The organism is Chitinophaga filiformis (assembly GCF_023100805.1).
Classification (GTDB): domain Bacteria; phylum Bacteroidota; class Bacteroidia; order Chitinophagales; family Chitinophagaceae; genus Chitinophaga; species Chitinophaga filiformis_B.
The window spans coordinates 6,122,717-6,143,698 of the sequence record NZ_CP095855.1 but is presented as its reverse complement, the minus strand read 5'-3'; the positions used below and the strand labels follow the sequence as shown (position 1 = coordinate 6,143,698).

Annotated in this window: 19 protein-coding genes; 10 read left to right on the top strand and 9 right to left on the bottom strand. The window is 42.2% G+C overall.

The window, feature by feature from the left end; genetic code table 11:
- The first annotated feature begins 555 nt into the window (after window positions 1–555).
- Together MYF79_RS23750 and MYF79_RS23745 are read left to right on the top strand one after the other, a co-directional pair.
- Entirely contained in the window at window positions 556–1,095 is a 540-nt protein-coding gene (locus MYF79_RS23750) for a hypothetical protein (RefSeq protein ID WP_247810313.1), read from the top strand.
- Window positions 1,096–1,166: 71 nt separating this feature from the next.
- The gene (locus MYF79_RS23745) at window positions 1,167–1,634 is read left to right on the top strand and encodes a DUF4265 domain-containing protein (protein WP_247810312.1); all 468 of its coding nucleotides are present in this window, start codon (window positions 1,167–1,169) and stop codon (window positions 1,632–1,634) included.
- A 901-nt stretch (window positions 1,635–2,535) separates the two neighbouring features.
- Here the strand turns inward: MYF79_RS23745 and ligD are convergent.
- Window positions 2,536–4,614 carry a DNA ligase D gene (gene ligD, locus MYF79_RS23740; RefSeq protein ID WP_247810311.1) on the bottom strand — a complete coding sequence of 693 codons (2,079 nt, stop codon included), beginning with the start codon at window positions 4,612–4,614 and terminating at the stop codon, window positions 2,536–2,538.
- Window positions 4,608–4,904 (bottom strand): hypothetical protein, encoded by a 297-nt coding sequence (locus tag MYF79_RS23735; RefSeq protein WP_247810310.1) that lies wholly within the window; start codon window positions 4,902–4,904, stop codon window positions 4,608–4,610. The genes ligD and MYF79_RS23735 overlap by 7 nt, the downstream gene beginning before the upstream one ends.
- A gap of 227 nt (window positions 4,905–5,131) precedes the next feature.
- On the opposite strand from MYF79_RS23735, the gene MYF79_RS23730 reads away from it, so the two are divergent.
- From MYF79_RS23730 to MYF79_RS23720, 3 genes are read left to right on the top strand one after another with little or no spacing between them, the layout of a single operon-like run.
- Window positions 5,132–5,731, top strand: coding sequence for a DUF4240 domain-containing protein (locus MYF79_RS23730; protein WP_247810309.1), 600 nt, complete (start codon window positions 5,132–5,134; stop codon window positions 5,729–5,731).
- Between the two features lie 58 nt (window positions 5,732–5,789).
- Window positions 5,790–6,002 carry a hypothetical protein gene (locus MYF79_RS23725; protein ID WP_247810308.1) on the top strand — a complete coding sequence of 71 codons (213 nt, stop codon included), beginning with the start codon at window positions 5,790–5,792 and terminating at the stop codon, window positions 6,000–6,002.
- Between the two features lie 18 nt (window positions 6,003–6,020).
- The gene (locus MYF79_RS23720) at window positions 6,021–6,575 is read left to right on the top strand and encodes a hypothetical protein (protein ID WP_247810307.1); all 555 of its coding nucleotides are present in this window, start codon (window positions 6,021–6,023) and stop codon (window positions 6,573–6,575) included.
- 404 nt (window positions 6,576–6,979) lie between these two features.
- Here MYF79_RS23720 and MYF79_RS23715 read toward each other — a convergent pair whose 3' ends face one another.
- The 6 genes from MYF79_RS23715 to MYF79_RS23690 all read right to left on the bottom strand — a co-directional run bounded on the left by MYF79_RS23715 (window position 6,980) and on the right by MYF79_RS23690 (window position 14,672).
- The gene (locus tag MYF79_RS23715) at window positions 6,980–7,525 is read right to left on the bottom strand and encodes a hypothetical protein (protein WP_247810306.1); all 546 of its coding nucleotides are present in this window, start codon (window positions 7,523–7,525) and stop codon (window positions 6,980–6,982) included.
- On the bottom strand, window positions 7,526–10,660 hold the full coding sequence (locus MYF79_RS23710; RefSeq protein ID WP_247810305.1) for a CHAT domain-containing protein: 3,135 nt from the start codon (window positions 10,658–10,660) through the stop codon (window positions 7,526–7,528). It abuts the gene before it with no gap.
- Window positions 10,661–10,716: 56 nt separating this feature from the next.
- Window positions 10,717–11,856: a tetratricopeptide repeat protein gene (locus MYF79_RS23705; protein WP_247810304.1), complete on the bottom strand. Its 1,140-nt coding sequence runs from the start codon at window positions 11,854–11,856 to the stop codon at window positions 10,717–10,719.
- 194 nt (window positions 11,857–12,050) lie between these two features.
- Window positions 12,051–13,307 (bottom strand): CHAT domain-containing protein, encoded by a 1,257-nt coding sequence (locus tag MYF79_RS23700; protein WP_247810303.1) that lies wholly within the window; start codon window positions 13,305–13,307, stop codon window positions 12,051–12,053.
- A 7-nt stretch (window positions 13,308–13,314) separates the two neighbouring features.
- Entirely contained in the window at window positions 13,315–14,259 is a 945-nt protein-coding gene (locus MYF79_RS23695; RefSeq protein ID WP_247810302.1) for a hypothetical protein, read from the bottom strand.
- Window positions 14,256–14,672: a hypothetical protein gene (locus MYF79_RS23690; protein WP_247810301.1), complete on the bottom strand. Its 417-nt coding sequence runs from the start codon at window positions 14,670–14,672 to the stop codon at window positions 14,256–14,258. The genes MYF79_RS23695 and MYF79_RS23690 overlap by 4 nt, the downstream gene beginning before the upstream one ends.
- A 421-nt stretch (window positions 14,673–15,093) precedes the next feature.
- On the opposite strand from MYF79_RS23690, the gene MYF79_RS23685 reads away from it, so the two are divergent.
- Window positions 15,094–15,336 carry a hypothetical protein gene (locus tag MYF79_RS23685; RefSeq protein WP_247810300.1) on the top strand — a complete coding sequence of 81 codons (243 nt, stop codon included), beginning with the start codon at window positions 15,094–15,096 and terminating at the stop codon, window positions 15,334–15,336.
- A 330-nt stretch (window positions 15,337–15,666) separates the two neighbouring features.
- Window positions 15,667–16,506, top strand: coding sequence for a hypothetical protein (locus MYF79_RS23680; RefSeq protein ID WP_247810299.1), 840 nt, complete (start codon window positions 15,667–15,669; stop codon window positions 16,504–16,506).
- Between the two features lie 275 nt (window positions 16,507–16,781).
- Here the strand turns inward: MYF79_RS23680 and MYF79_RS23675 are convergent, their stop codons facing one another.
- Window positions 16,782–17,120: a hypothetical protein gene (locus MYF79_RS23675; RefSeq protein WP_410688423.1), complete on the bottom strand. Its 339-nt coding sequence runs from the start codon at window positions 17,118–17,120 to the stop codon at window positions 16,782–16,784.
- Between the two features lie 405 nt (window positions 17,121–17,525).
- Between MYF79_RS23675 and MYF79_RS23670 the strand changes: the two genes are divergently transcribed.
- The 3 genes from MYF79_RS23670 to MYF79_RS23660 all read left to right on the top strand — a co-directional run bounded on the left by MYF79_RS23670 (window position 17,526) and on the right by MYF79_RS23660 (window position 20,284).
- Window positions 17,526–18,281, top strand: a complete 756-nt coding sequence (locus MYF79_RS23670) for a hypothetical protein (protein WP_247810297.1) — start codon at window positions 17,526–17,528, stop codon at window positions 18,279–18,281.
- A complete protein-coding gene (locus MYF79_RS23665) occupies window positions 18,218–19,168 on the top strand; it encodes a hypothetical protein (RefSeq protein WP_247810296.1) in 951 nt (316 codons plus the stop codon). The genes MYF79_RS23670 and MYF79_RS23665 overlap by 64 nt, the downstream gene beginning before the upstream one ends.
- A 303-nt stretch (window positions 19,169–19,471) precedes the next feature.
- A complete protein-coding gene (locus MYF79_RS23660) occupies window positions 19,472–20,284 on the top strand; it encodes a hypothetical protein (protein ID WP_247810295.1) in 813 nt (270 codons plus the stop codon).
- The last annotated feature ends 698 nt before the right edge of the window (window positions 20,285–20,982 follow it).

Below are 20,982 nucleotides of genomic sequence, written 5' to 3'. Positions count from 1 at the left end.
AGCAAGGAAGACTTTTAACGATAAACCAATTACGCTTGTGTTTATGACACGATTTGTCACCAACAAAGGTAAACCTATATTAAATGTGTTTCATCACGAGGAAGATGGAGCTTGGGAATTTACAGGAGGCACCCAGGCAGTAGAAGACGCTGATTGGAATTGGTTATTATTGATCCCGGAATTTATGAAGTAGCAGACTTACCGTTAGGGCATAGGGCAGTAAGATCATCACCGAGCGATCCTTGGAAATTGTCTCCAATTCCTGATCGGGACAGGCATCAAGAGTAGTATAAAATAGCTCTGACAAAAGGGGGACTCACAAAAGGTCCTCCCTCTCTTTAAGTAACGTGCAGTTTTATCTCTGCTTTATTAGCCGAAAAATCGAATAAATCACCGATCAGAGAAAAACTGAAACAAAAGACCAGGTCAAGGTAGGCAAACACAAATGGAACGGCTGTTTTATGGAAAGTAAATGTTATGGATGATGTACGAAATGCAAGTATACAGCGTCCCAGGTTTGTAGCATATAATTGATATTTTAATTTTCAAATTCAAATGAGATCAAAACAGGTAAATTTCTTTTTAGCACCAGAAGATCTGGCTGATGTGATTAAATTTCTCACAGATAAGGGTTGTGAAGTTATTAAGACGAAAACCCGTAATGCGGGGCAACCCGTTTACTATGACGTGGAAGAAAATCTGGATTTTGTATTTCAGGTTTGCCTTTGCAGACCAGAGTATCTGGAAACGCTGATATTTACATATCTTGATACCAGGCAGGAATATTCTATAGACACAACAAAAAGTAATGCTATTGAATTTTCCATTGGCGGCTTTTATCCTTATAGCGACAAAGAACTTCATAGGAGCAGACTGTATTTTGTTCCGCGGTATTATGAAGGCGATGGCCTTTTCCAAAAGGATGAAGAATTCTTATTCTGGGCAGACAATATATTTAAAGCCTTTAAGAAGGCGTTTCTAGTGAAGGATAAAAGTATATTAACAGATATTTATGGTACAAAAAATTTCATCAACTGGGTTAATAAAACGCGGGCCACCATGACCGTCGACGGATCGAAGTTTATTATTCCCTGATGCCTGAATAGTACTCGTACTCCATAACCCCGCCCCGATTGTAATAACGCAAAATCAAATAGAATCCAACAATGAATACGGAACAGATCAAAGTACATTTCCTTCAAGCATTAGAAGGTGACGAATATCACACGGAAACGATGTGGTGTAATAAAGATAGTGAGAATTATATTCTTGATAACATACCGTGTATTGCTAAAAATATCTCCCTCAGTGACATTATTAGTGTCGAATATGACCAGGGAGACGATAAGTATTACTTCGATGAGTTTATTGAATATTCTGGAAACAGTACAGTCAGATTAGTAATAGAAGACGAAGTATTTCGTAGAGAGATCAACAAAGAGTTTGAAGAAACATTTGGATGTAAAACCACTATGCTAAAAGAAATGAATCTTTTGGCTGTTAATATCCGTAAAAATGTTGATTATCGGCCGATAAAAATCTTTTTACAGAATGGAGAGGATCAGGGAAAGTGGAATTATGAGGAGTCTTGTCTTTCAGATGAACATAGAAATCAAATAAATTTTGTGAAATAGATTTGTTATTGATGGAACGTGTCAAATGTAGATTACATTTATATTACATCGATGTTAACAGTCAAATTCCATGAATGAAACGTTTTAAAGAATAAGCAAATACTGCGGTTATTATTACCAAGTGGGTATTCCAAAGAGCAGAACCAATACTGAACGTGTTTCATCACGAAGATGATGGAATGTGGGAGTTTACAGGTTCAACTCAAGGCATTGAAGATTCGGATTATAAAGTGATTGGTTTAGGCAACGTTGTATCTTATGACTCAACGCTTCTCGAAATAGCAGATTTGCCATTGACATAGGGCTACAAGGTCATCTCCCAATAAGCCTTGGAATGTCTCTCCAATTCCTGATCGTGATAGGCATCAAGCGTAGTATTGATTTTTATAGACTGATATACCGTCTGCTGGAGTTGTGCCCTTCCAGTATGACAGAAAGTTAATTTTGTTACCAAAAGTGGTGGGACAGTTGGTGAATACGCATTTGTTTCATGGAAAGTAAAAGCTATAGTGATAGAAGAAGGTGCATCAAAATATATCACCAGTTTGTACTGCTCTATTAAGATGCTAAAAAAATTAGTAATTTGGCGTCATGAGATTAGAGGTGGGGCAACATTATGAAGCGATATCGGCTATTGCCCAGGGATATGAAAGTTTAGTAGGGGCACCTTTCCGTTTCGCATTCCGGATTTCTTCATTAGATAAAAGGCAACCTACACCAACTGATGCCGTCGTGGGAGACGTATATTGTAAGTTGGTGAATTGGGGACCAAGGAAACCAGGCGAATTCAACAAGGATCTGAGATTTATATGCGATTGTTTATGTATTGGGCACGACAAATATTTTGATCGGTCTTTTAACTATTCGCCTAACGATTTGAAGCTAGTCGTACTGCCATATGCTAGGGATAATGTTTGAGCAACAATCTGGTGTTAACGACGGCTAATTTCCGGTCCAGAACGCCTTTGAATAAATCTCCTTTCTTGCTTAGCCTGGCGTGAATTGTCTCCATATTGAATGCCCATCGGTCTAAACTGGGGCGCAATTCCTTCCAGTCCAGCGGGGTGGATATTAACGGCTGGTGGTAAGGCCTGATAGAGTAGGGTGCTGCCAGTGTATCTGCATAGTCATTTTGGCCAGCATCGATATAGACTTTATTGCCCCGCGCATTTTTACTTTCGTTACGTGTGCTGATGTCAGGGACCAGTTCATGTATTTCATCACATAGATGTGATGCAATTATACGGCTTTGGGTAAAATCTATTTGCGTGCACGGCAGGTAGATATGGATGCCTGTCTTTCCCGAAGTTTTTAGAAACCCTTTTATTTTCCTTTTATCTAGTACCTCCTTTGCTGCACGCGCAATCTCGATAGCTTTTTTAAAACCCTCATCTTCGCTTTGATACGGATTACTTCTCGTTTTACCTGCCACAGAAGTGGGATCCAGGTCTATCCATAGCTGATCCGGATGATCGGGCGTTTGCCAGTGGGATGCCCATGGATTTACATCTACAATACCCAGATCGCAGGCGTAAATCAGTGTCTCAGCATTGTTAATGACCAGGTAGTCAATCTGGTCCCGTTTTCCTTCTTTCCTGTTCCGCCTAATGTCGGTAAAAACGGTCGCGCAGTCTGGCTGCCGGTCTTCCATGTCCTTTATGAAGTCGCGCGATGCGCCCGCGTTTTTGAGCTTAAGGTGCAAGGATTGAGGACGGTCTCGCAGATAGGGTAACATCAGCGGTGCCATTTCATTATAATAGATCAGCAGCTTTGCTTTTGGGATACCCTCCCATAGCTCGCGTTCAATGTTATGCACCTGGATAGTGCACTGCTCCATTTCAAACGGCATCCATGTGGCGCCCTTTTGTTCTGCATCTACCTTTTTCCAATTGCTGTCTTTATTTAAATATTTGCCCACGCCACCTTTGCCGCGTTTCAGGCGCTGCTGCAGTATCGGTTTAATATCTGGTATGGGCGACTTGCGAGACGAAGAGGTTGTGTTGCGGTGCACCTGTTGGGGTACTTCCCGTATCACCTCCTTGGGACCTTTATCTTCGCGAAATGCCAGAAAAGTGGCGGGCTTGCGGATACGGCCGGACTTTGTCCATCCTGAGAATTCGAAATTTGCCACTAGGGTAGGCTTTAGATAGTGAATCCTGGCCCCCTTTGTGTCAAGGATCGGGTTGACAAACGGACTTCGCTTTTGTTCCAGCTGTTGGAGCCTTGCGAGAATAGCTGGCATCTCCCTTTCTTTAAAGCCACCCCCGGAGCGTCCGATCCATTCGAGCTTTTTTTCATCATTGTAGGCGCCGAATAACAGGGATTTGAAGGCGCGTTTGGTGTCTGACTCCGCATAAGCACCAATCACAAATTCCTGTTTTATTTTAACTGGCACCTTCAACCAGTCGTAACCACGGTTGCCGGGTAGATACTTACTGCCTTTGCGTTTGGCGACGATACCTTCGATGCCATTTTTAATCATGAGGTCATACAAGCCAGGACCATCATCGAAAGATTCGCTGTAAACGAGGCCTTCGATGCCGGCAATAAGATCTCTCAGCTTAGCTTTCCTTTCCATAAGTGGCAACTGCATTAAATCCCTACCATCAAGCCATAGTAAATCAAATAGACAGTACGAAATAGGAGTGGTGTGACCATTATAGGATTGTAAGGCATCAAAATCCGGTACCCCATCCTCATTAAAGACCACCACTTCACCGTCCAACACCACCTGATATCCAATCTTGCGCAAGGCCTCAACAATCAACGGATATCTACTGGTATAGTCCTTTCCACCGCGGCTGCCTAGCCGAATGTCGTCTGTTTGTACATAGGAAATGATACGATAACCGTCGAATTTGACTTCGTAAATGTAATCGGGATCGTCAATGGGTGTGGCGATCAGCGTACATAGCATTGGCTCAATGCCTTTCGGCATCGCAACTTTCCGCTTGCCAGCACTTTTTTTGGCCACTACCATACATCACCCTTTGAAATGGAAAGTGAATCAATAATTTCTGTTGCCACTTTATCATTGGCAGCCGGTTTGCTGATTCGTTCATTAAAATGTTGTATCCAGTCGTTAATGGCATCCTGGCGGTTGTGGCCGCAGCCGAAAATGCCCTCCTGGGGATCCGGACCCAGCAGGCAACAATAGTCCTGACCATCCAGATATACAGCGGGACGAAACTCCCTAACCAACTTCGGAAGGGTAGGGTCTTCATAATTAATGGAGATCACTTCCAGCCCTTCCATGCTCATCTGCTCCATAATAGTATTTTAATAGATAGAATTCAATAAGCATGCCCGTCCCAAGCGGCACCAGCCGTTTATTGCACCAAGGCCGGCCTACGATCACTCTCCCCTTTTTCAAGGTTGATTGTCTTACAACACTGGGCTTAACTTTTCCAAGGTTCCAAAAAGTACCATTTTCATATTTATAGCACTTGAATTTTGTATTGCGATTTATACTAACACAATTACCAAACTTCATTAAAATGAGAACTGCCAGAGCCTTCCCACTAGATGAACACACTTATTGGAATATTGTTGCCAGATCACTAGTAAATGCAACTGATCAGCAATCCCAGCTTGTAAATCTTGTGTCCATTTTACAGGAATATTCTACAGATGCTATTTGCCAGTTTGATTTACGAACCGAAGAACTATTGTTCAAGGCACATACTGATAACCTATGGTGCGCAGCCACTATAATGAATAAACGTTTTGTTTCGGACGATAACTTCATGAACTTTAAAACCTGGCTTATCTCCAGAGGAAAGGATGTATACTATGATGCCTTATCCAAGCCAGACAGTTTGACAAAAGAGGTCAAAACCAAAGGTGAATTGTACGGTTTTGAAGAATTTCGTTATGCGCCTGAATATGCTTTTAAATTAAAGACCGGAGTGGAGTTTCCTTTTGGTTATCCTAAGGATTTTCCATACAGTCAAAATAAATACCCCCAGCTTGAATTCGCCTGGCAAACAGGTAATCGTAATGATATGAGATCTATATGTCCCCAATTATTTGACCTTATGTATAAAAAGAAAAGGTTGATTGCTCCGGTAAAAAAAACTCAAAAGAAACGAAAATGATTTCACCCGCGACATAACAGTATGTGCCTTATCGTGGTATGATGCACTCCTGTTTGAAATGGCGGGAGAATTGCCCATAACCTACAGATATGGTCTAGGTAAAGACCTGGGCGGTTTTCAATTAATCCTGCACAAAGTTCCGGAAATCCCTTCTGAAGCGGCAATGAAATTCCGCCATAAACGGAAGGCCGTTGCACTGGCCTTCATTTATTGCGTTGCTTCATTGCCTTTATCGGGATTTCCGGCGCTTGCTTCCGAATTAATTTTTTAACAATTTAAATTTTTAGTTATGGAAGCTAACAGCATTAAGAATCAAAAGATCAAGGGAGCATTTGTAAATGCCAATGTTATCGCTAATGTTAGTCAAATTGTTGAATACATCCTTCAAACATCTGTCGATAACAATCAAGCACCATTTAGTTATGATGATCTGGAAAATTTATACCACTATGAAGATACTGATGGTAATTGTTACACTGCAGCAGAAAAAGATGACTTATTGGAGGAACTCCAGCAGGAACTGGAAAGTTTGCAAGAATTGCAGGATGAAAGCGAGGATGAGCGCATTATTTTAGAGTTGGAAAGTAAAGTACAAGATCTGAGAGAACGGATAGACCAGCTTGATAACGCCGAAGAAGTTCCATCAGAGGTATATGAATGGTGGATAGTTTCACACTGGCTTGGGAATAAGTTAAAAGATAACGGTGAGGTTATTATTTATGATGGCATGCATACGTATTGGGGCAGATGCACTACCGGACAGGCAATACTGCTGGATAGTGTAATTGCTGAAATATGCACCGAAATGGAAATTTTGGATGGTCAACGATATGCATGGGAGTAATTGGATGCTGGTGGCCTTGTGCCATCAGCTTTTTTTCTTCAGTTGTAGTTTCAAAATGCCAGCTACCAATTTATTTGACCAGACCCGGTTCTTTGTAGCGCTCACTAATGTATCCATACTGGCTATAGGGTTTCTCAAAATAGAATGCTGAATCTTTAATAGGTTGTAATGATACGAACCGATAGACACCTGATAAATCCTGACTGCCGCTTTGGCAAGTAAGGCGTAAGGTCTGATAGAGTAGGGGGGCGCCAGTCTATCGGCATAGTCATTTTGGCCGGCGTCAATATAGACCTTATCCTGGCGGGCGTTCTTGCTTTCATTACGCGTACTGATGTCAGGCACCAGTTAACGATAAGTGGGTAAAGAAGATTGTTAGGTGGTCTCATTGACGTCTCACTGGATCAATCATGCTCGGTTGATTGATCTTTTTCATTCGGCAATTTCTTACGCCCTGCAACCTCCTGGATGACCGTTATTATTTTTTGCAAAATAGAATCGCTGGTTTTGTGTTTCAGTATCTGAAATTCAAATTCGGTTTTGCCGTTTTCGCGTTTAATATGGAAATGGACTTTCGTCTGCAGCCAGGCAACTAGGCAGCCCAAGACAACTGCTACTGTTTTCAACTCTTCAAAAGATCGTTGCGCATAGTAAGGAGGACGATCGAGAAGTATTTTCAATTCCGGTCTGATTGCCTCATCTTCCCATAGTGCCGTCAACAGGAGTTTCAGTCGTTTTTCATCCAAAATATCTTCCAGTATCTCATGGTCAACAATTGTTATGGGTGCGCCTGCGAGGGCATTCAATAAATTGATTGCCTCCTCCTGGCTAGTGATGCAGCCTTTTTCTTGTTCAGAAAGCCCTTGCCGCAACCTGTCGGTGAGGTGGCTGATAGTCAGAATGCAGGTTTCAGTGTCTTGTTGTTGTATCAAGCTGTAATCGTTCATCATTTAATGCCAGGTTCCGGAAAGTGTGAATGCAGCCCAGTGGTAGGGATGCCGTAAATGGATGTTCTCAGAATAAATATACGACCTTTGTGCATACGACAGTGCTTTCCATTTTTCTACTTCGCTAGCGCCTCCCTTCCACACTGCGTAAAAATTTTTCAAAAATCCTGCTGAAGAAGCCTGATCCACATTCCACATGGTTGACAACACCGATGAGGCGCCCGCCAGCAATAAACAACGGATAAATCCATCCCATTCGTCGCCGTGGTTCCGGTTTTCCTGCAAAGCTGTAGAGCAAGCGTTAAGCGTTATCAGATCGGCATCGATATGGGTACTGAGGAGGTCTTTGGCGGTAAGGGCAAATTGGTTTCGTTCAGAAAAGGACATGTTTTGCCCGTAGCGGGTAGGCAGTTCGATTCCATTTGAAAGAATCAATCCCGATTGATGACCCTGTGTGTTATCGAAATAGCCATGGCACGAGAAATGAATGACATTGTGACCGGATATTTCGCTGTATACCTTTTCGCGCGAAGCAGCTATTCCTATATCGGTTGAAACTTTCGGCCAGATATGCGGATCAAAAAGGTCAAGGTCCTGCTCAAAGAGATCAGGCCGTTTGTCCTCCTTTGAGGGCACACAGGCAACATACACAGTATTCGGCCTAGTGCTTCTCTTTTGCCCGGTCTGTTGCAGCAGGGTAGTGCTTATACTAGCAGTATAAACTACGGCAAACTGTTCGGCCAAATACCGGCCATCGATTAGCCGTATGGCGTGAAATGGTACCTGGTGCAGTACGCCATGAGCGGCAATACATAACACTTCCACATCAGTGAGGATATGTGTGAATCCGAGCAGGGATGCTCCGAGTTGATCCAAAAAATCCAGTTCTCTTTCAAAAGGGCGATCGGGAAGAATAGGAGGATAAGGGGGAAATTCGAACGGCGCTCCGTTGAATGCACGCTGCATCTGTTTCACAACCTTTTCAATTTCATCCGATCCAACTGCATATCGGAATACCCGGGGTTCCGGTTCTTCTGCAAGCACCACAAATACAGTCGTGTTTTCTGTGTCACAAAAAAAGGATATAAAGGCCACGTGCGGTTCGCGATCAAGAAATGCCTGTGCTTCCTCATATTGGTAGGGAAGTCCCGCCCTGGCGCGTACATAATCTGGAGCAAAAAGTTTGATCTCATCCCGGATGGCAAACAGTTCCATACGCAGTTCTTGAAGCCGTTGTAGTCGGTATGCTTCAGAGTAAGCATTCTCCATTTGCTGATAGCTCAATTGAAGGGCTATTAGTTCCTGCTCTTTGTTGCCAAGTGCTTCCGGCACATTCTCCGGTAAAGTGAGCCGACTAACAGAAAGGTCGCTCAGAAATGTCCTCGACTTAGCCAGTTCATGCAAATTAAAACAATAAATGGCTATGCTTTTTTCATTTATCAGTACTTCGTCTCCCTTATACTCCAATAATATCCGGAAAATTGTATTGTACAGAAGAATGGATTGACCAACCATTTCTCCCCGATGCTTGTCGAAAATAGTCTCCTCTATATTTTTATTGATATGTGTAACCGTGTGCATCAGTTTGTCAAAAAGATGCCTGATCGGCGCCTCTTGAACCAGCAGAAGTCTGGCATAGGTGGCTAAAATGCTATAGAAAAAAACTGAATGAGTAGTAAGATTGGGATGCTCTTCCAGAAAAGAATGACACAATGCAATAGCATCATCCAGTTTGTTTGTTCTTTCATACACTTGGCAAAGCCAGGGAATCAGTCTGGCGACCGAAACGACTTGGTCTAGCGACTTGGCAATATTCAAGGCGAGCATAAGATCTTTCCTGTTCTGATCCTGTTCCGATTCGTCTGTGTAATGCGCAGCCCTTCCAATTGCGTAAGTCGCCATTAGGCCTACATCACCAGTTTGAAGTATTGGCACAAAGGCATAGCTGTGAAACACGCGATAAAGGTCGGGGTTGTTCATGGCCAAATAACAATCGGCTATGCCCAACGATGCAACTGCTTCCCCAAACTTGTATGGGGAGTCAACCTTTATTTCAAGAGCCTCATAATAGTGTGAAAGAGCTTCTGTATAGCGTTCCATGCTTTGAAGAATGGATCCGATATTATTGTGGGTAGATGCAATTGTGATAGGATCGCCCCACTCTCTCACTGTCTGTAATAACTGTTGAAGACGGAACAGGCTTTCTTGTTTCCGGTGCAGCTTAACATAAGAAATAGCAATATTTGTCAGGTTTACAAATTGTTCGTGTTTATCGCCCATCTTTATGGATATGTTGTATGCCTGTTGATAATCTGTTTGTGCCAGGTCGCCACGGCCAATGTCCTCCAGCACAAGCCCGCGTAACCTACATGTACCCAAAATAAATTGATCCACGTTGATGTCAGGTTGTTGCATGGCTATGTTTAGCAATTCAAACAGTTCATCAAGCAGCCCGATTGATTTTTCGTATTGCCCCAATTCTCTGGCAATTCTTGCCATGGAATACAGTAGTTCAAAAAGAGCATTACCGGTATCTTCCTGTTTCAAAAGAAGACGCATATTTTCCATCAGTTGAAGTGCTGTTCGCAACTCTTTTCGTTCCCGAGCATAGGCAATTTCAAGAGCGAGCAGGGTTTGTTGTAACTGATCCTTCTGCGAATCCGACATTTGTTTTTTGGCAATGTCTATTCGTTTTTTTCCTTTTTTGAAAAGCCCCTTATGAAACAGAAACCGAACCCATAATAAGCAGGCGATCATTTTAAACTCTATGTTGGCTATAATCAACGACGCAACAAACATGATCATAATATCCTCCTGCAAGGGAATTTGGTTCTCCCTACTGCCACCCATAGTCAGCTGTATCAAGTCGAGGTTTACAAAGTTCTTATGTGCTATTAGAAGGCTTTTCAACCTTATGATATTCCGCTGTTTTATCGCTGCCTTATATAGGGTAAGTGTATCCGTAATTGTTTCCAATTCGTCATTCCTGTGTTCCCGATTTACTATCTCATGTATGAAGGTCAACAGATTATATTTCTCCTCATTTCCAGCTTCCTTCTCCTCTTTTCTCTGTTGGTTTAGCATATTATGCAGTGTGGCCGGTTTCAGGTGGGTAGCCGAGTGGATAAGGTCTTTCATAGTGGCAACAGTTTTTGTGTGTACTAGTGCCTCCACGAATTTTACATACTGTTGTGTTACGCTATTTTCCATTCACTGTCATTTTTGATAAGGGCGATCACTTTGTCAAGATCGGTTCTGTCCTGTTCAGTTTCGACAAACGATTCTGCTTTTTCTACATAATCAAGGGCCTTTTGTTTGTCACCACACTTGTGAAAAATCTGGGACACATTAAAAAAATATACATAATCTTTGTGGGGTTCCTGCTCTGCCTTAGCAACCTGTTTCAAGGCTGCAGCATACTGCTTGTTGCAGGCCAGCGCGAGCGCATACATAATCCTGTAAGCAGTATTGGTTGGGTCCAGGAACACGAAGGCGGCGAGATCTTTAAGTGCATATTGTTTGAATTCCTCCTGTCCGCTCATATATTCTTCGACGAGAACTCTAAAGATTTTGCTTGTTCTAGAATGCATGATTGTATCGCATTTTTTCCTGCTGAGATATTCGACCAATAAGGGAGAGGAGGGGGAAATGCAAGCGAGTTGATCGGCAATACTGTGGTGGCTTTTATATGGTTCGTACCATAGTTTGGTAGCCAGCAGCATCTCCATGAGCTGAGAATCTCTCGGATACATTTTAGTTCCTCTTTCCAGAAGCGCAATTAGTTCTAAAACGCAGTCATCATCCATCTCCTTATTCATTCTGTCGAAAAGTAATCTGCCGAGAGACAAAAAAATGTTACTATCCGGTGCAGCCGCAAGTATTGCTTTGCGGAAGTACGAGATTTGCAGATCCTTTAGGCGATCATCGGCTTCTGTAATACCTAAATAAGATTCAAACTTCTCAAGGCTTTCCCGGCTGAACTTCCGGAATGATTTTTCGTTTGCTGACTGGGATAGTTGAATCAGATGATATCGACCTACAGCATTCATCCCACAGTAAACATAGGAGAGGGCCAGGTTATATCGAAGTACATCGTGATCTGGAAATCTTTCAATTAGGTCTTTAAAAAGGCCCAAGGCGACTTCCTTTTTACCTAAGATGCCCAATGCAATGGCAAAATCGTTCCATTGCTCCATTCCGTTCTTTGTCTTTGCCAGGTCATAGATCTTTTGGACGGCAGCATCCTTTTCTATTTCTGATCCTTGAGTTAGCTGACTGAATGAAGGTTCATTTGCTGTATCAAGACGAAACGTTCCTATATCTAAGTTTGCCATAAATGTCTCTCTCTATTTGAGTATACATCATTGTGATCATAAACAAGCCCACTTGGTATTGCCCCTGAATGAATGGCCCTTTTATAAGTGATCCATAACATATCCTAAGCGATAATAAAACTATTATATTGACAATAATTTATTTCAGTATCTTAGCAGACTTCACTTACGATTCCATTGACTCCAATATAATATTAAGCATGAGAATGATTTTCCATGCGCAGATCTGGATCAGCATAGAGCGTATATAATATGCCTAGTGGATTGTTGAACCTTTTCAGCAGGTACCAGCGACTTGTATGAAGCGCTTGAGATATGCTAAAGCCATTGACCAGCTTGTCATAGAAGCACCTTGAAAATTCGCCGGCAAACATCTCTGGTATCATTGTCTCGGTGCCAATTACGCCTTTGTTCCCATGTTTCACAAACAGGTCTGGAAAAGACATCAAACCGAGAGGATTGCGTTTATTTGATTTACAGGCGTTCAGGAACACCAGGGGATATGAAGTTTTGGTGTCGCGGCTCTTTTGCTGGCCAAACTCTTTTGCCAGGCTATCAATGCTAACATACACATCTTTATTTGATGTCCAAATTAGGCCCTTGTGGGGATAGGTAAGATGTAATTTGCTGTTTGAAGACAATGCATAGTCATTAATGCAGTGACAGGTGAAATGGTGAATATCATCCTGCGGTTCAGCCACGCCCGTAGCAATGTCCTTGCCATTCCAAATCAAGGCGGCCAATTCATTAATAAATTGATCTGGCGCTGCAATGCCAACCGGCCATTTACTAAGCAGTTCAATACCGGCGTGGTTTCTCAGGAAATCTTCCTCCTCCTGCAAGCGCGTAAGCTTTCTGTTTTTGAAAAAGCGTACGCGCATTTTGGCGTCCTGTGCAATTTTTGCATCGGTCTTGACCTGGGACCGAAGCGAGGGTCTGTGGTAGATACGATTGATACAGGTTGAAAAGCCAAGAAACCGCGAGGCAATTAGTAGCAGGTCATTTGAGTTGGTAGCGGCCGCCGGGGCAGCACTATCAAAAACTGGTAAAAATTCAACCGGAATATATTTGTTTTGTAGGGATCTTACTTCCACAAACGGCACAGTATACGCATCTGTTGAACTCATTCTCCATGTCTCAACAGCTCTTCGCATGAAATCCCGTACTTCACTGATTCTGTTACCGAAAAGGTAGAACATCAAACCTGCGCCGGCAGAGTTCAGATACTTCAAAGCTCTGTTTGCATCGGAAATACTTATCTGTTTTTCGTCGCCTATGATTTCAAGGAATTTGTCAAGCGCATCATACAAGATATTATAGTATTCTCCTATGCGTTGGTCTGAAAAATCAACTTCTATAGCCGGCAATTCCATTCGTCCGGCTTTGATCTTTACGGTCAGCCAATCTTTGCCTTCGATATCGATCGTTAATTTAGGCGCTCCGGAATGCATACAAAATTTAAGGATTCAATGTACTGGAATTAGGTGCCTCCTCAAAGTTCAGGTTAACGTTGATAACGCTGATGAGGCGGTTCTTTTGAAAAATTTCAAGCCAAAGGTCTGGACGCTCATTTTCTGTTGTAATTGAAAAAGGTATGGTCTTGGTTTCTGATCGTCGGTGCACGGGAAAGCTTACTGTTTGTTCGCGTGGTGCTAGGCGTTGTGCGTTCAGATGGGGTACTATGGTGAAAGTAACCGTTTCACTTGTCTTGCCACCGCTGACAATCAGGTCTTCGGTGATGGAATCTTGGTTTTCCGTTTCCGTTTTAGGCCTGAGGTACCAATGCAGGATATATTCCCTGTTCATGGTTACCGTTAACCTTCTCGTGGACATGGCTGGAATTAAAGTATTGCCATCAGTATCTGTTAAAAAAAAACAGAACTTCCCGTCATAATTATCCAGGATATCGATGCCCAAGGCCATTGTCAAATTGTTAATTTTCTCATCTACCCTGGCATCTTTGTTAACTAACCGATACAACGAAGCGGTTAGTTGCCTTAGAAATTCATCTGCAAAGAAGCCTGACATGATAGACAGGACCAGGATACCCGAAAAATTGATGTATTGAGCTGGTGTGTTCGGACTGAGCAACAAGCCCTTGAAGATGAAATACACGATCAGGGAAGCGGACAAACCGGTAAAAGCACGTTGAAAATAGAATGGCAGACTTGTGCCTGTATCTATGTTACCATAAATAATTGCCGACATAGACAGAATCGCTCGCAATGTACTTCCCATAGCACCTCCTCCCAGCACAATCAGTATTGACCTTAATCCTTCATTTTGGGGAGAGATCCTTATAGGTCCTTCCAGATCAATACCAGGCAGCACACTTACGATTAGCAGTATCGATAAGATCAGGACGATATATAAAATAAGCTGGAATGCATGTTTATTTTTCACGATACAGACCCTTTATAGAAAACTGGAATTATGAAAGACCACAGAACAATTAATACGGAGGCAACAAATTGTTTGTGAACCCCTTCATAGTGTTTGAATGGGCCTCCTAACCAATATACCCACAGTACAAATGCTATTGCAGCCACGAAGATTGGAAACTGCTGCGGAGGTAAATTATTGGCTTTATCACTGGTTGCCTTCACACGAACTATTATAAGAAAGATCAGGCAAATAATGGTAACGATTAACAACCAGGTATGCTCATCTTCCGGAATAAAGCCTGTGACGATCATGTAAAGACCAACAATTTCAGCGGGGATCATTTTTATCAGCCGACTTAAGTAATCTTTAAAGGCCTCATCGCCTCCCATTACTTTTGTAGCTTTTTTGTCAATACGAAGTGGGGCAGACATATATTGGGGTTTAGTTGCCCTAACTTACTGAAATTCTATGATAAATCAAATTATTAAGGCAAATGGTAATTGTCAACCTCCTTTTATGTAACTACCGCTGCTCCTTTCCGCTACAAATATTCTCAAAAAGTATGATAACTTACCCGTATTTCTGAACCTTCCAGGTATTACAGTAACTATGGTAGCAGTAATATTGTTGAGATTGTAAAGCAGAGTAGTAAGGCTGATTCTTGGAAGCAAGCGGTTAGCCAAAGAATTCCGATTGACGATGTTTATCAAGTTATTGATAGAACATTACCACATTTTTAATAAAGGTGAAACTACTCAACACGATTAATAGTTTTCCACGTCTATATCCTCTTTCATAAGCTCAAAACAAAATATGTTATTTTGCGCTTTCCTGACAAAAATTAATTCAGTTATGGAAAGTAATATTGAATGGAAATACAAGGGGCTCAAGGCTGTTATTGAGGCAGGAGATCTGCGCAATTTTGAATCTGTATTTATTTTTATTTCCCCAACCCGGTTCTGTAAGGATACGAAAATACGTCCACAAAGACTTAAAATTATCCGCTTAGAAAAGAAAGCGACCGAGAAGGAATTGATCAAAATGAGTAAAGCTATTAAGACTTCTGCTGCCTATTTACATCACCTGTTAAATTAAGGGCTCGCTTTTGCTCGGGACCTGCTTTACTTTTCTGCCGCGCTTCGCTACCTATAAACTCCATTTGTCCCCAGGGTTGCAATAATTTCTTGTTGGACTCCCAGTTACTTCTATCTTGGCTTCACAGGTTCTAATCACAAGCAGATCCAATTCACCTGAGTGGATTGCGATGAGGTGGTATTGGGTTGATTGCAGACCTAATCCGTTTGGTTAGCCACCTTCTCTCATTTTTCCCATGTTTGTATAACTCCCATTTTAGCGTTTCATGTCATCTCATTTTTGTCTAAGCAACGATAGATATTATCTGTGTATGTTGAAAATTGGACGGACATGAAAATAGAGCTTAATCACATTGGTGATCCGAAGATAGGGCAGTTGTTTATTGATGGCCGGGCTTTCAATTTAGAACACCATGGCAAAAGAATTTATCCGCAGGGAAACGTTGAAGGTGGTGTTTGTCTTAACGGGGCAAATGCAGTGAATGGTACATACGCCATGGTGTTTGACCGGTTGCAAAATAAATTGCTGCTAATAGATCAGCCGACGACATCGTTTCAAACGGTGGTCAGGTTGCCCGAGCAGCTTTTGGGAGGACCGATATCAGATGATCGCCGCTTAAATGCCATCAATGCAGCAAGTTTTGAAGACAGATCAAATTTTGTGGTGGTGAGTAAAACTATTTTCAACAGACTTCAGGGGGCACTCACTGTACTGGATCTGGCGGGCGATAAATACAACGTGGATATTCGGTTGCAGGAGCTTCGCTCAATAAAAAACTTCATGATTACGATTCCATTCGTTGACTTTTCAATTGAAGCCAATGGTAGTTGTGGCTGGTATGATAAAAAAAATAAAACGGTTGTCAGTTTCGACGAAGAAGCCCTGGTAACGACACCGGCTAACGTATATTGGGTGCAGTTTCCGGATTGGTATAAAATTGATCCCATAGGTACCGCAAGAGTTGATAATATGTGGCGCCCCGAAAAGGAGTGGAATGATGCAAAATACATCAACGACGTGCAAATGATCGTCAATCCAACAGCGACTTTTCAACACATATCTGAGACTTATATGGCTGCCATCATTAAAGAAAATAGAGTAAAGAAGGGGTTGCCGCCGGAAAGAGTCATGGCGCCAAAGCAAATTAAAACCAAACATAGACGTTTGTAGGCACCCATCGTGGAATAGCCCTCCTCATTAGCAAAAAACCTCAACATATCCTCTGCTGGATTTGCCTGGCAAATGGATAATCCTCGTGACATGAGAGCCGTATGTCCGAAATTATTCGACGCCATGTATAAAAAGCCAAGGACTGTTTCCAGGGTGAAGAGAACCCCATGGAACAGAAGGTGACGAAGGTGATTTTACACGATAGACGCCCTGAAAAGAATTTTACCGGTTATCGTACATACTGGTTTCAGTTCGCAAGTGTACCTGCCTATGTCCTACAGATAATGTTTGAGTAATGCCCTGGTATTGATAGCGGCTACTTTTCCATCCAGCACGCCTTTGAATAAATCGCCTTTCCTGCGCAGTCTGGACGCAATAGTATCCATATTGAACGCCCATCTGTCTAAAGTTGGGCGCAGTTCTTTCCAGTCCAGGGGAGTGGATACCAATGGCTGGTGGTAGGGGCGGATGGAGTAAGGTGCCGCCAGGGTGTCTGCATAGTCATTTTGGCCGGCATCTATATATAATTTATCACCCCGGGATGACCTGCTTTCGCTACGCGTACTGACAGTAGGCACCAGCTGGTGTATTTCATCACATAAACGGGAGGCGATGGTGCGGCTTTGAGTAAAATCTATCTGTGAGCAAGGTAAGTATTATCAAAATCAAAAAACCGGTCCATCGCAACAGTTCTGGTGGAATGACTCCTCAAAGCCATTTCGCCCGTTGAATTGTCGAATGTGAAAAAGGAAATAATTTTGTGGCTTAAGAGTACTTTTTACAGTTTGTTTCGACCTATTAGGAGTTAAATTTACTGAGTTTACCGGCAGTTCTAGACCTGTATCTATGATACCGATGGGAATTGTTGAGGATACCTGTACTAACAGCGCCCAAGGAATTTCTGCAATCGTTGTGGTTTGCTGACGCAAATACTGGTTGACATGCGGACAACATTAGCTCGTTGTTCACGGAGCCCTTCTCATCCAGAGCTACCTTATGCATTATATATAAATTTAAATATGAAAATTTTTGTTTCCAACGACATTGTTTGGATAAATTATGGTGAACGGAGTAGATTGAAATTCCTGCCACAACTAACCACTCATTTATATGCCACGTTTGGCGCGGTAGAAACTTCAAACGTCCAGGAAGTAAAAACAATTCTTACCGAAGCCTTTGATTGGCGTGCCGCTACCTTTGAAAACCTGGTAAAATCCACGACAGATCCGTTGCTGTTTTATTGTCTGTTCAAATATCATGAATGTAGTATTCTTCTATGGCAACGTACGTTGACAGGGGAAGATATTGCCGAGACGCTCGGCATAAATGAGGATGCGCTCAGTATGAATCGTAGAGTTTTGAAGCTCGCATTGGAACAATGTTGTGATGTCGATTATACAGGCCAGCTGAATGTAAGCCAAGAACGGTTGACACATTTTGATACAATTATCGAAGATTTACTTTTCGTCGGTGATGAATTAGTAGGGTTTGGGCAGTATTTGGCAGAGATCAGAATGCTGCCAGGTACTTTTACCTGTAAGCTGAGCGAAAGCCAATTTGATGTTACCCGGCCAGCGGACGTGGAAGGTGTAGTGGGGTGCCTGAAAGCGCAAGCTCAAATAGATTATACACGTGGTATTATGGATGACAATGCAACAGGTGATTTGAAAGCTGCGCTTCAACGTTGTATGGGTATCAATTACGACGCGACATGTGCCATGATTGTCTACAAAAAAAACATCATAATCAAGCCGGCTGGGAGTTTCAAAGTATAGAGCCTGGTATTATTGCCCAAAATCTCCATGCCAAGAGTGTTAACATCGATGATGCAGAAAATTTTTATAATGCGCTTGTCATAGGGAGACATAACAAAATGGTCATTAAGGATGCAGTATACAAAGTCAACGAAATGGACCGTCACATTTTTAAACCGATTTTGAGGATCCGTCATCAGGGGAGTGATAGAGACTTTATCGGGGTAAACAAATGGGCCGAGAGCATAACAGTGCTGGGCACGAATGCCTTTCAATGGAACAGGGCGCCAATGGAGTGGTTGCGAAATCCGTGCATGAACCAATACATTCTGGACAAGGCTGCAGCGCACGATAAATTGCTTGAAGATAAGGTTGAGGAGGTGCTTGTTCAGGAAAAATTACCGTATCACAGAAATGTTAAATATTTCTCTGACCGACCAGGACATTCCGTACGCGTTGATGTGCACGATGTTGGGGAAATGGACTTTGTTTGGCTCGACGCTGCGAACAACCGCATTGTCATTGCAGATTGCAAATATAGCAGGGCGCGTTATGATATGATATCATATTCAGCAGACTTCGCGAAATTCAGCGGTGACTATGAACGAAAAATAGAAAATAAGCGCCAATGGCTGCATGACAATAAAGCCTTGGTCTGCGCACATTTTCGCAATAGTTTTCCCGAGCTTGTCCTTGAAGCGGATACGCTGACTGTGGAAGCCTTATTTATAATCAATACACCAACTTACTATATGTATTGCGGTAAAATAGCTACCGTCTGCTTTTTTAGATTGAAGGAGTATATTTATGACCATTACCAGCAACCGGTGTTGCAAGTGCAGGAGATGACTGCCACTGGTCCAGACACACGGCGCGTTGAGTATCCATATCTGAAGCCAGGGATATAATGACAATGATTTCAAGGTGTCGCTACTGCTTGAATAGGGTAGGCCGTACAAGTTGTAAAGAATGTGTTTCACAGTATAGCGGTTACATAATTAATATCGAATGGATATAATTCCATCTTCTTTATTATGTGCACATTTTTTATCCCTTGTTACGCATAACTCGGCTATACTTCTATCTGACTAATAGATTACGTTGGCATAGAAGCGATTTTCCTACGTAAAATGCATGCTGTGACAATTGTAACATTTCCATTCGCGTTCTGCCATATTAATCACCAACAAGCTAAACAAATTATACCATTCATGAGACTATTGAACAAGTTAGAACAGGATTTGTGTATGACTATCCTACAAGAAAACGGCAATTACATTTTTCTTCAAAACATCATTCTTCGCCATGTCCAAGGCGCAACCTTTCACACCGAATTAGGTCCACAAGGTGAAAAATTGGCCTGGATAGAAATATTCACTGGCGCACAAGAAACTTCTGAGATAAACCAGGATGAGGCCAAAAAACGGTATCGGGAAATGATGAGTTTACTTGTCACAGCTGTCCATTTGATCGGTTTACTGGAGAAAAATGGATATCTGGTTCTGCATCAGGAAGCACCCACAGAGAAGAAGCACGACTTTGGTTACCGTGGAGTGGGCGTTCCAGTAAGGTGCGATCTCCATGATAAAGCGATTATAGATTCATTAATCAATTATGTGGATAGGGTTTTAATCACAAATGACGAGTTCGAGAGATTTTGCAAGGAAGGCTTTATAGCGAGAGATGAACAACGGTATCAAAGACAGATCAGGAATACATTTATTGCGATAGCGATTTCTACCATCTCTCTATTGATCAGTGCTTATACTAACGTGAGAGGATGGCTTTCTGACGGGACAAAAATTGGTCAACAACAGATGTCTCAGGTTGATTTTTACTTAGGCGCCACCAATAAAAAATTAGATTCAATCGTGTTCCTTCTAAAGATGGTGCATAGACAGACCAGGGATAGCTTAGTAAACCCTTCAGCCTTTACAAGCAACAGTCTTAAAAGTGATACCATGAATAATATTAGATTGACTCCGTTAAAAATGCATGGGTCACGTCTGGTAAACTATAAATGAACACCTAATACAACTAAAAGCTTCAGAGGATTTCCTAGAGGCTGACAGATGTTATCGTCTCCTTGCCGCTATTTACCCAAAACTATTAAAGGAAACAGAGCCAAGCTAGGCGTAACGATGCAATGAGTGAAACACAAGAGCCATACAGCCAGGCGCCGGGGTGAAGGCCTTTCCTTTCATTTCTGCAATGCGTTTTGAACCACCCTGAGAATGATAATTACTCGGTATCAATTGTATCATTCAATTACACTCATAGACTTTTACCATAAATGTTTTCCTGCATTTTTAGACAGCTTTATTACTAAATATGCCATAAATTTCTTTCCATCTATTTTTTTATCGATTTGTCGAAAAATAGAAATCTGTTTGTCCAGACCTCACTTCCGGCGCCACTGCTATTCATGTTGCGCACATACATATCAACTACCTGTAAACCTCTTGAAAAGCGAACATGATATTGTCCTGTTCAAACTCGATTATTTCGACCTCTTTACGGAGGGATCTGGAATGTCAGGGCCATTCCCTTGACAACATCTGATTGCGTGTCCGGTGCAGGGATGCCATTCAACCCATCTATGCCAACATGGAATGGTACTTATGAGGTTTCTTTAATCGAAACTCGATCTCCAATAGCTCAATTCATAATATCCCTGACTTTTAGTTTACATACACGTTAAACATAGGCATAAAGTCGTGAT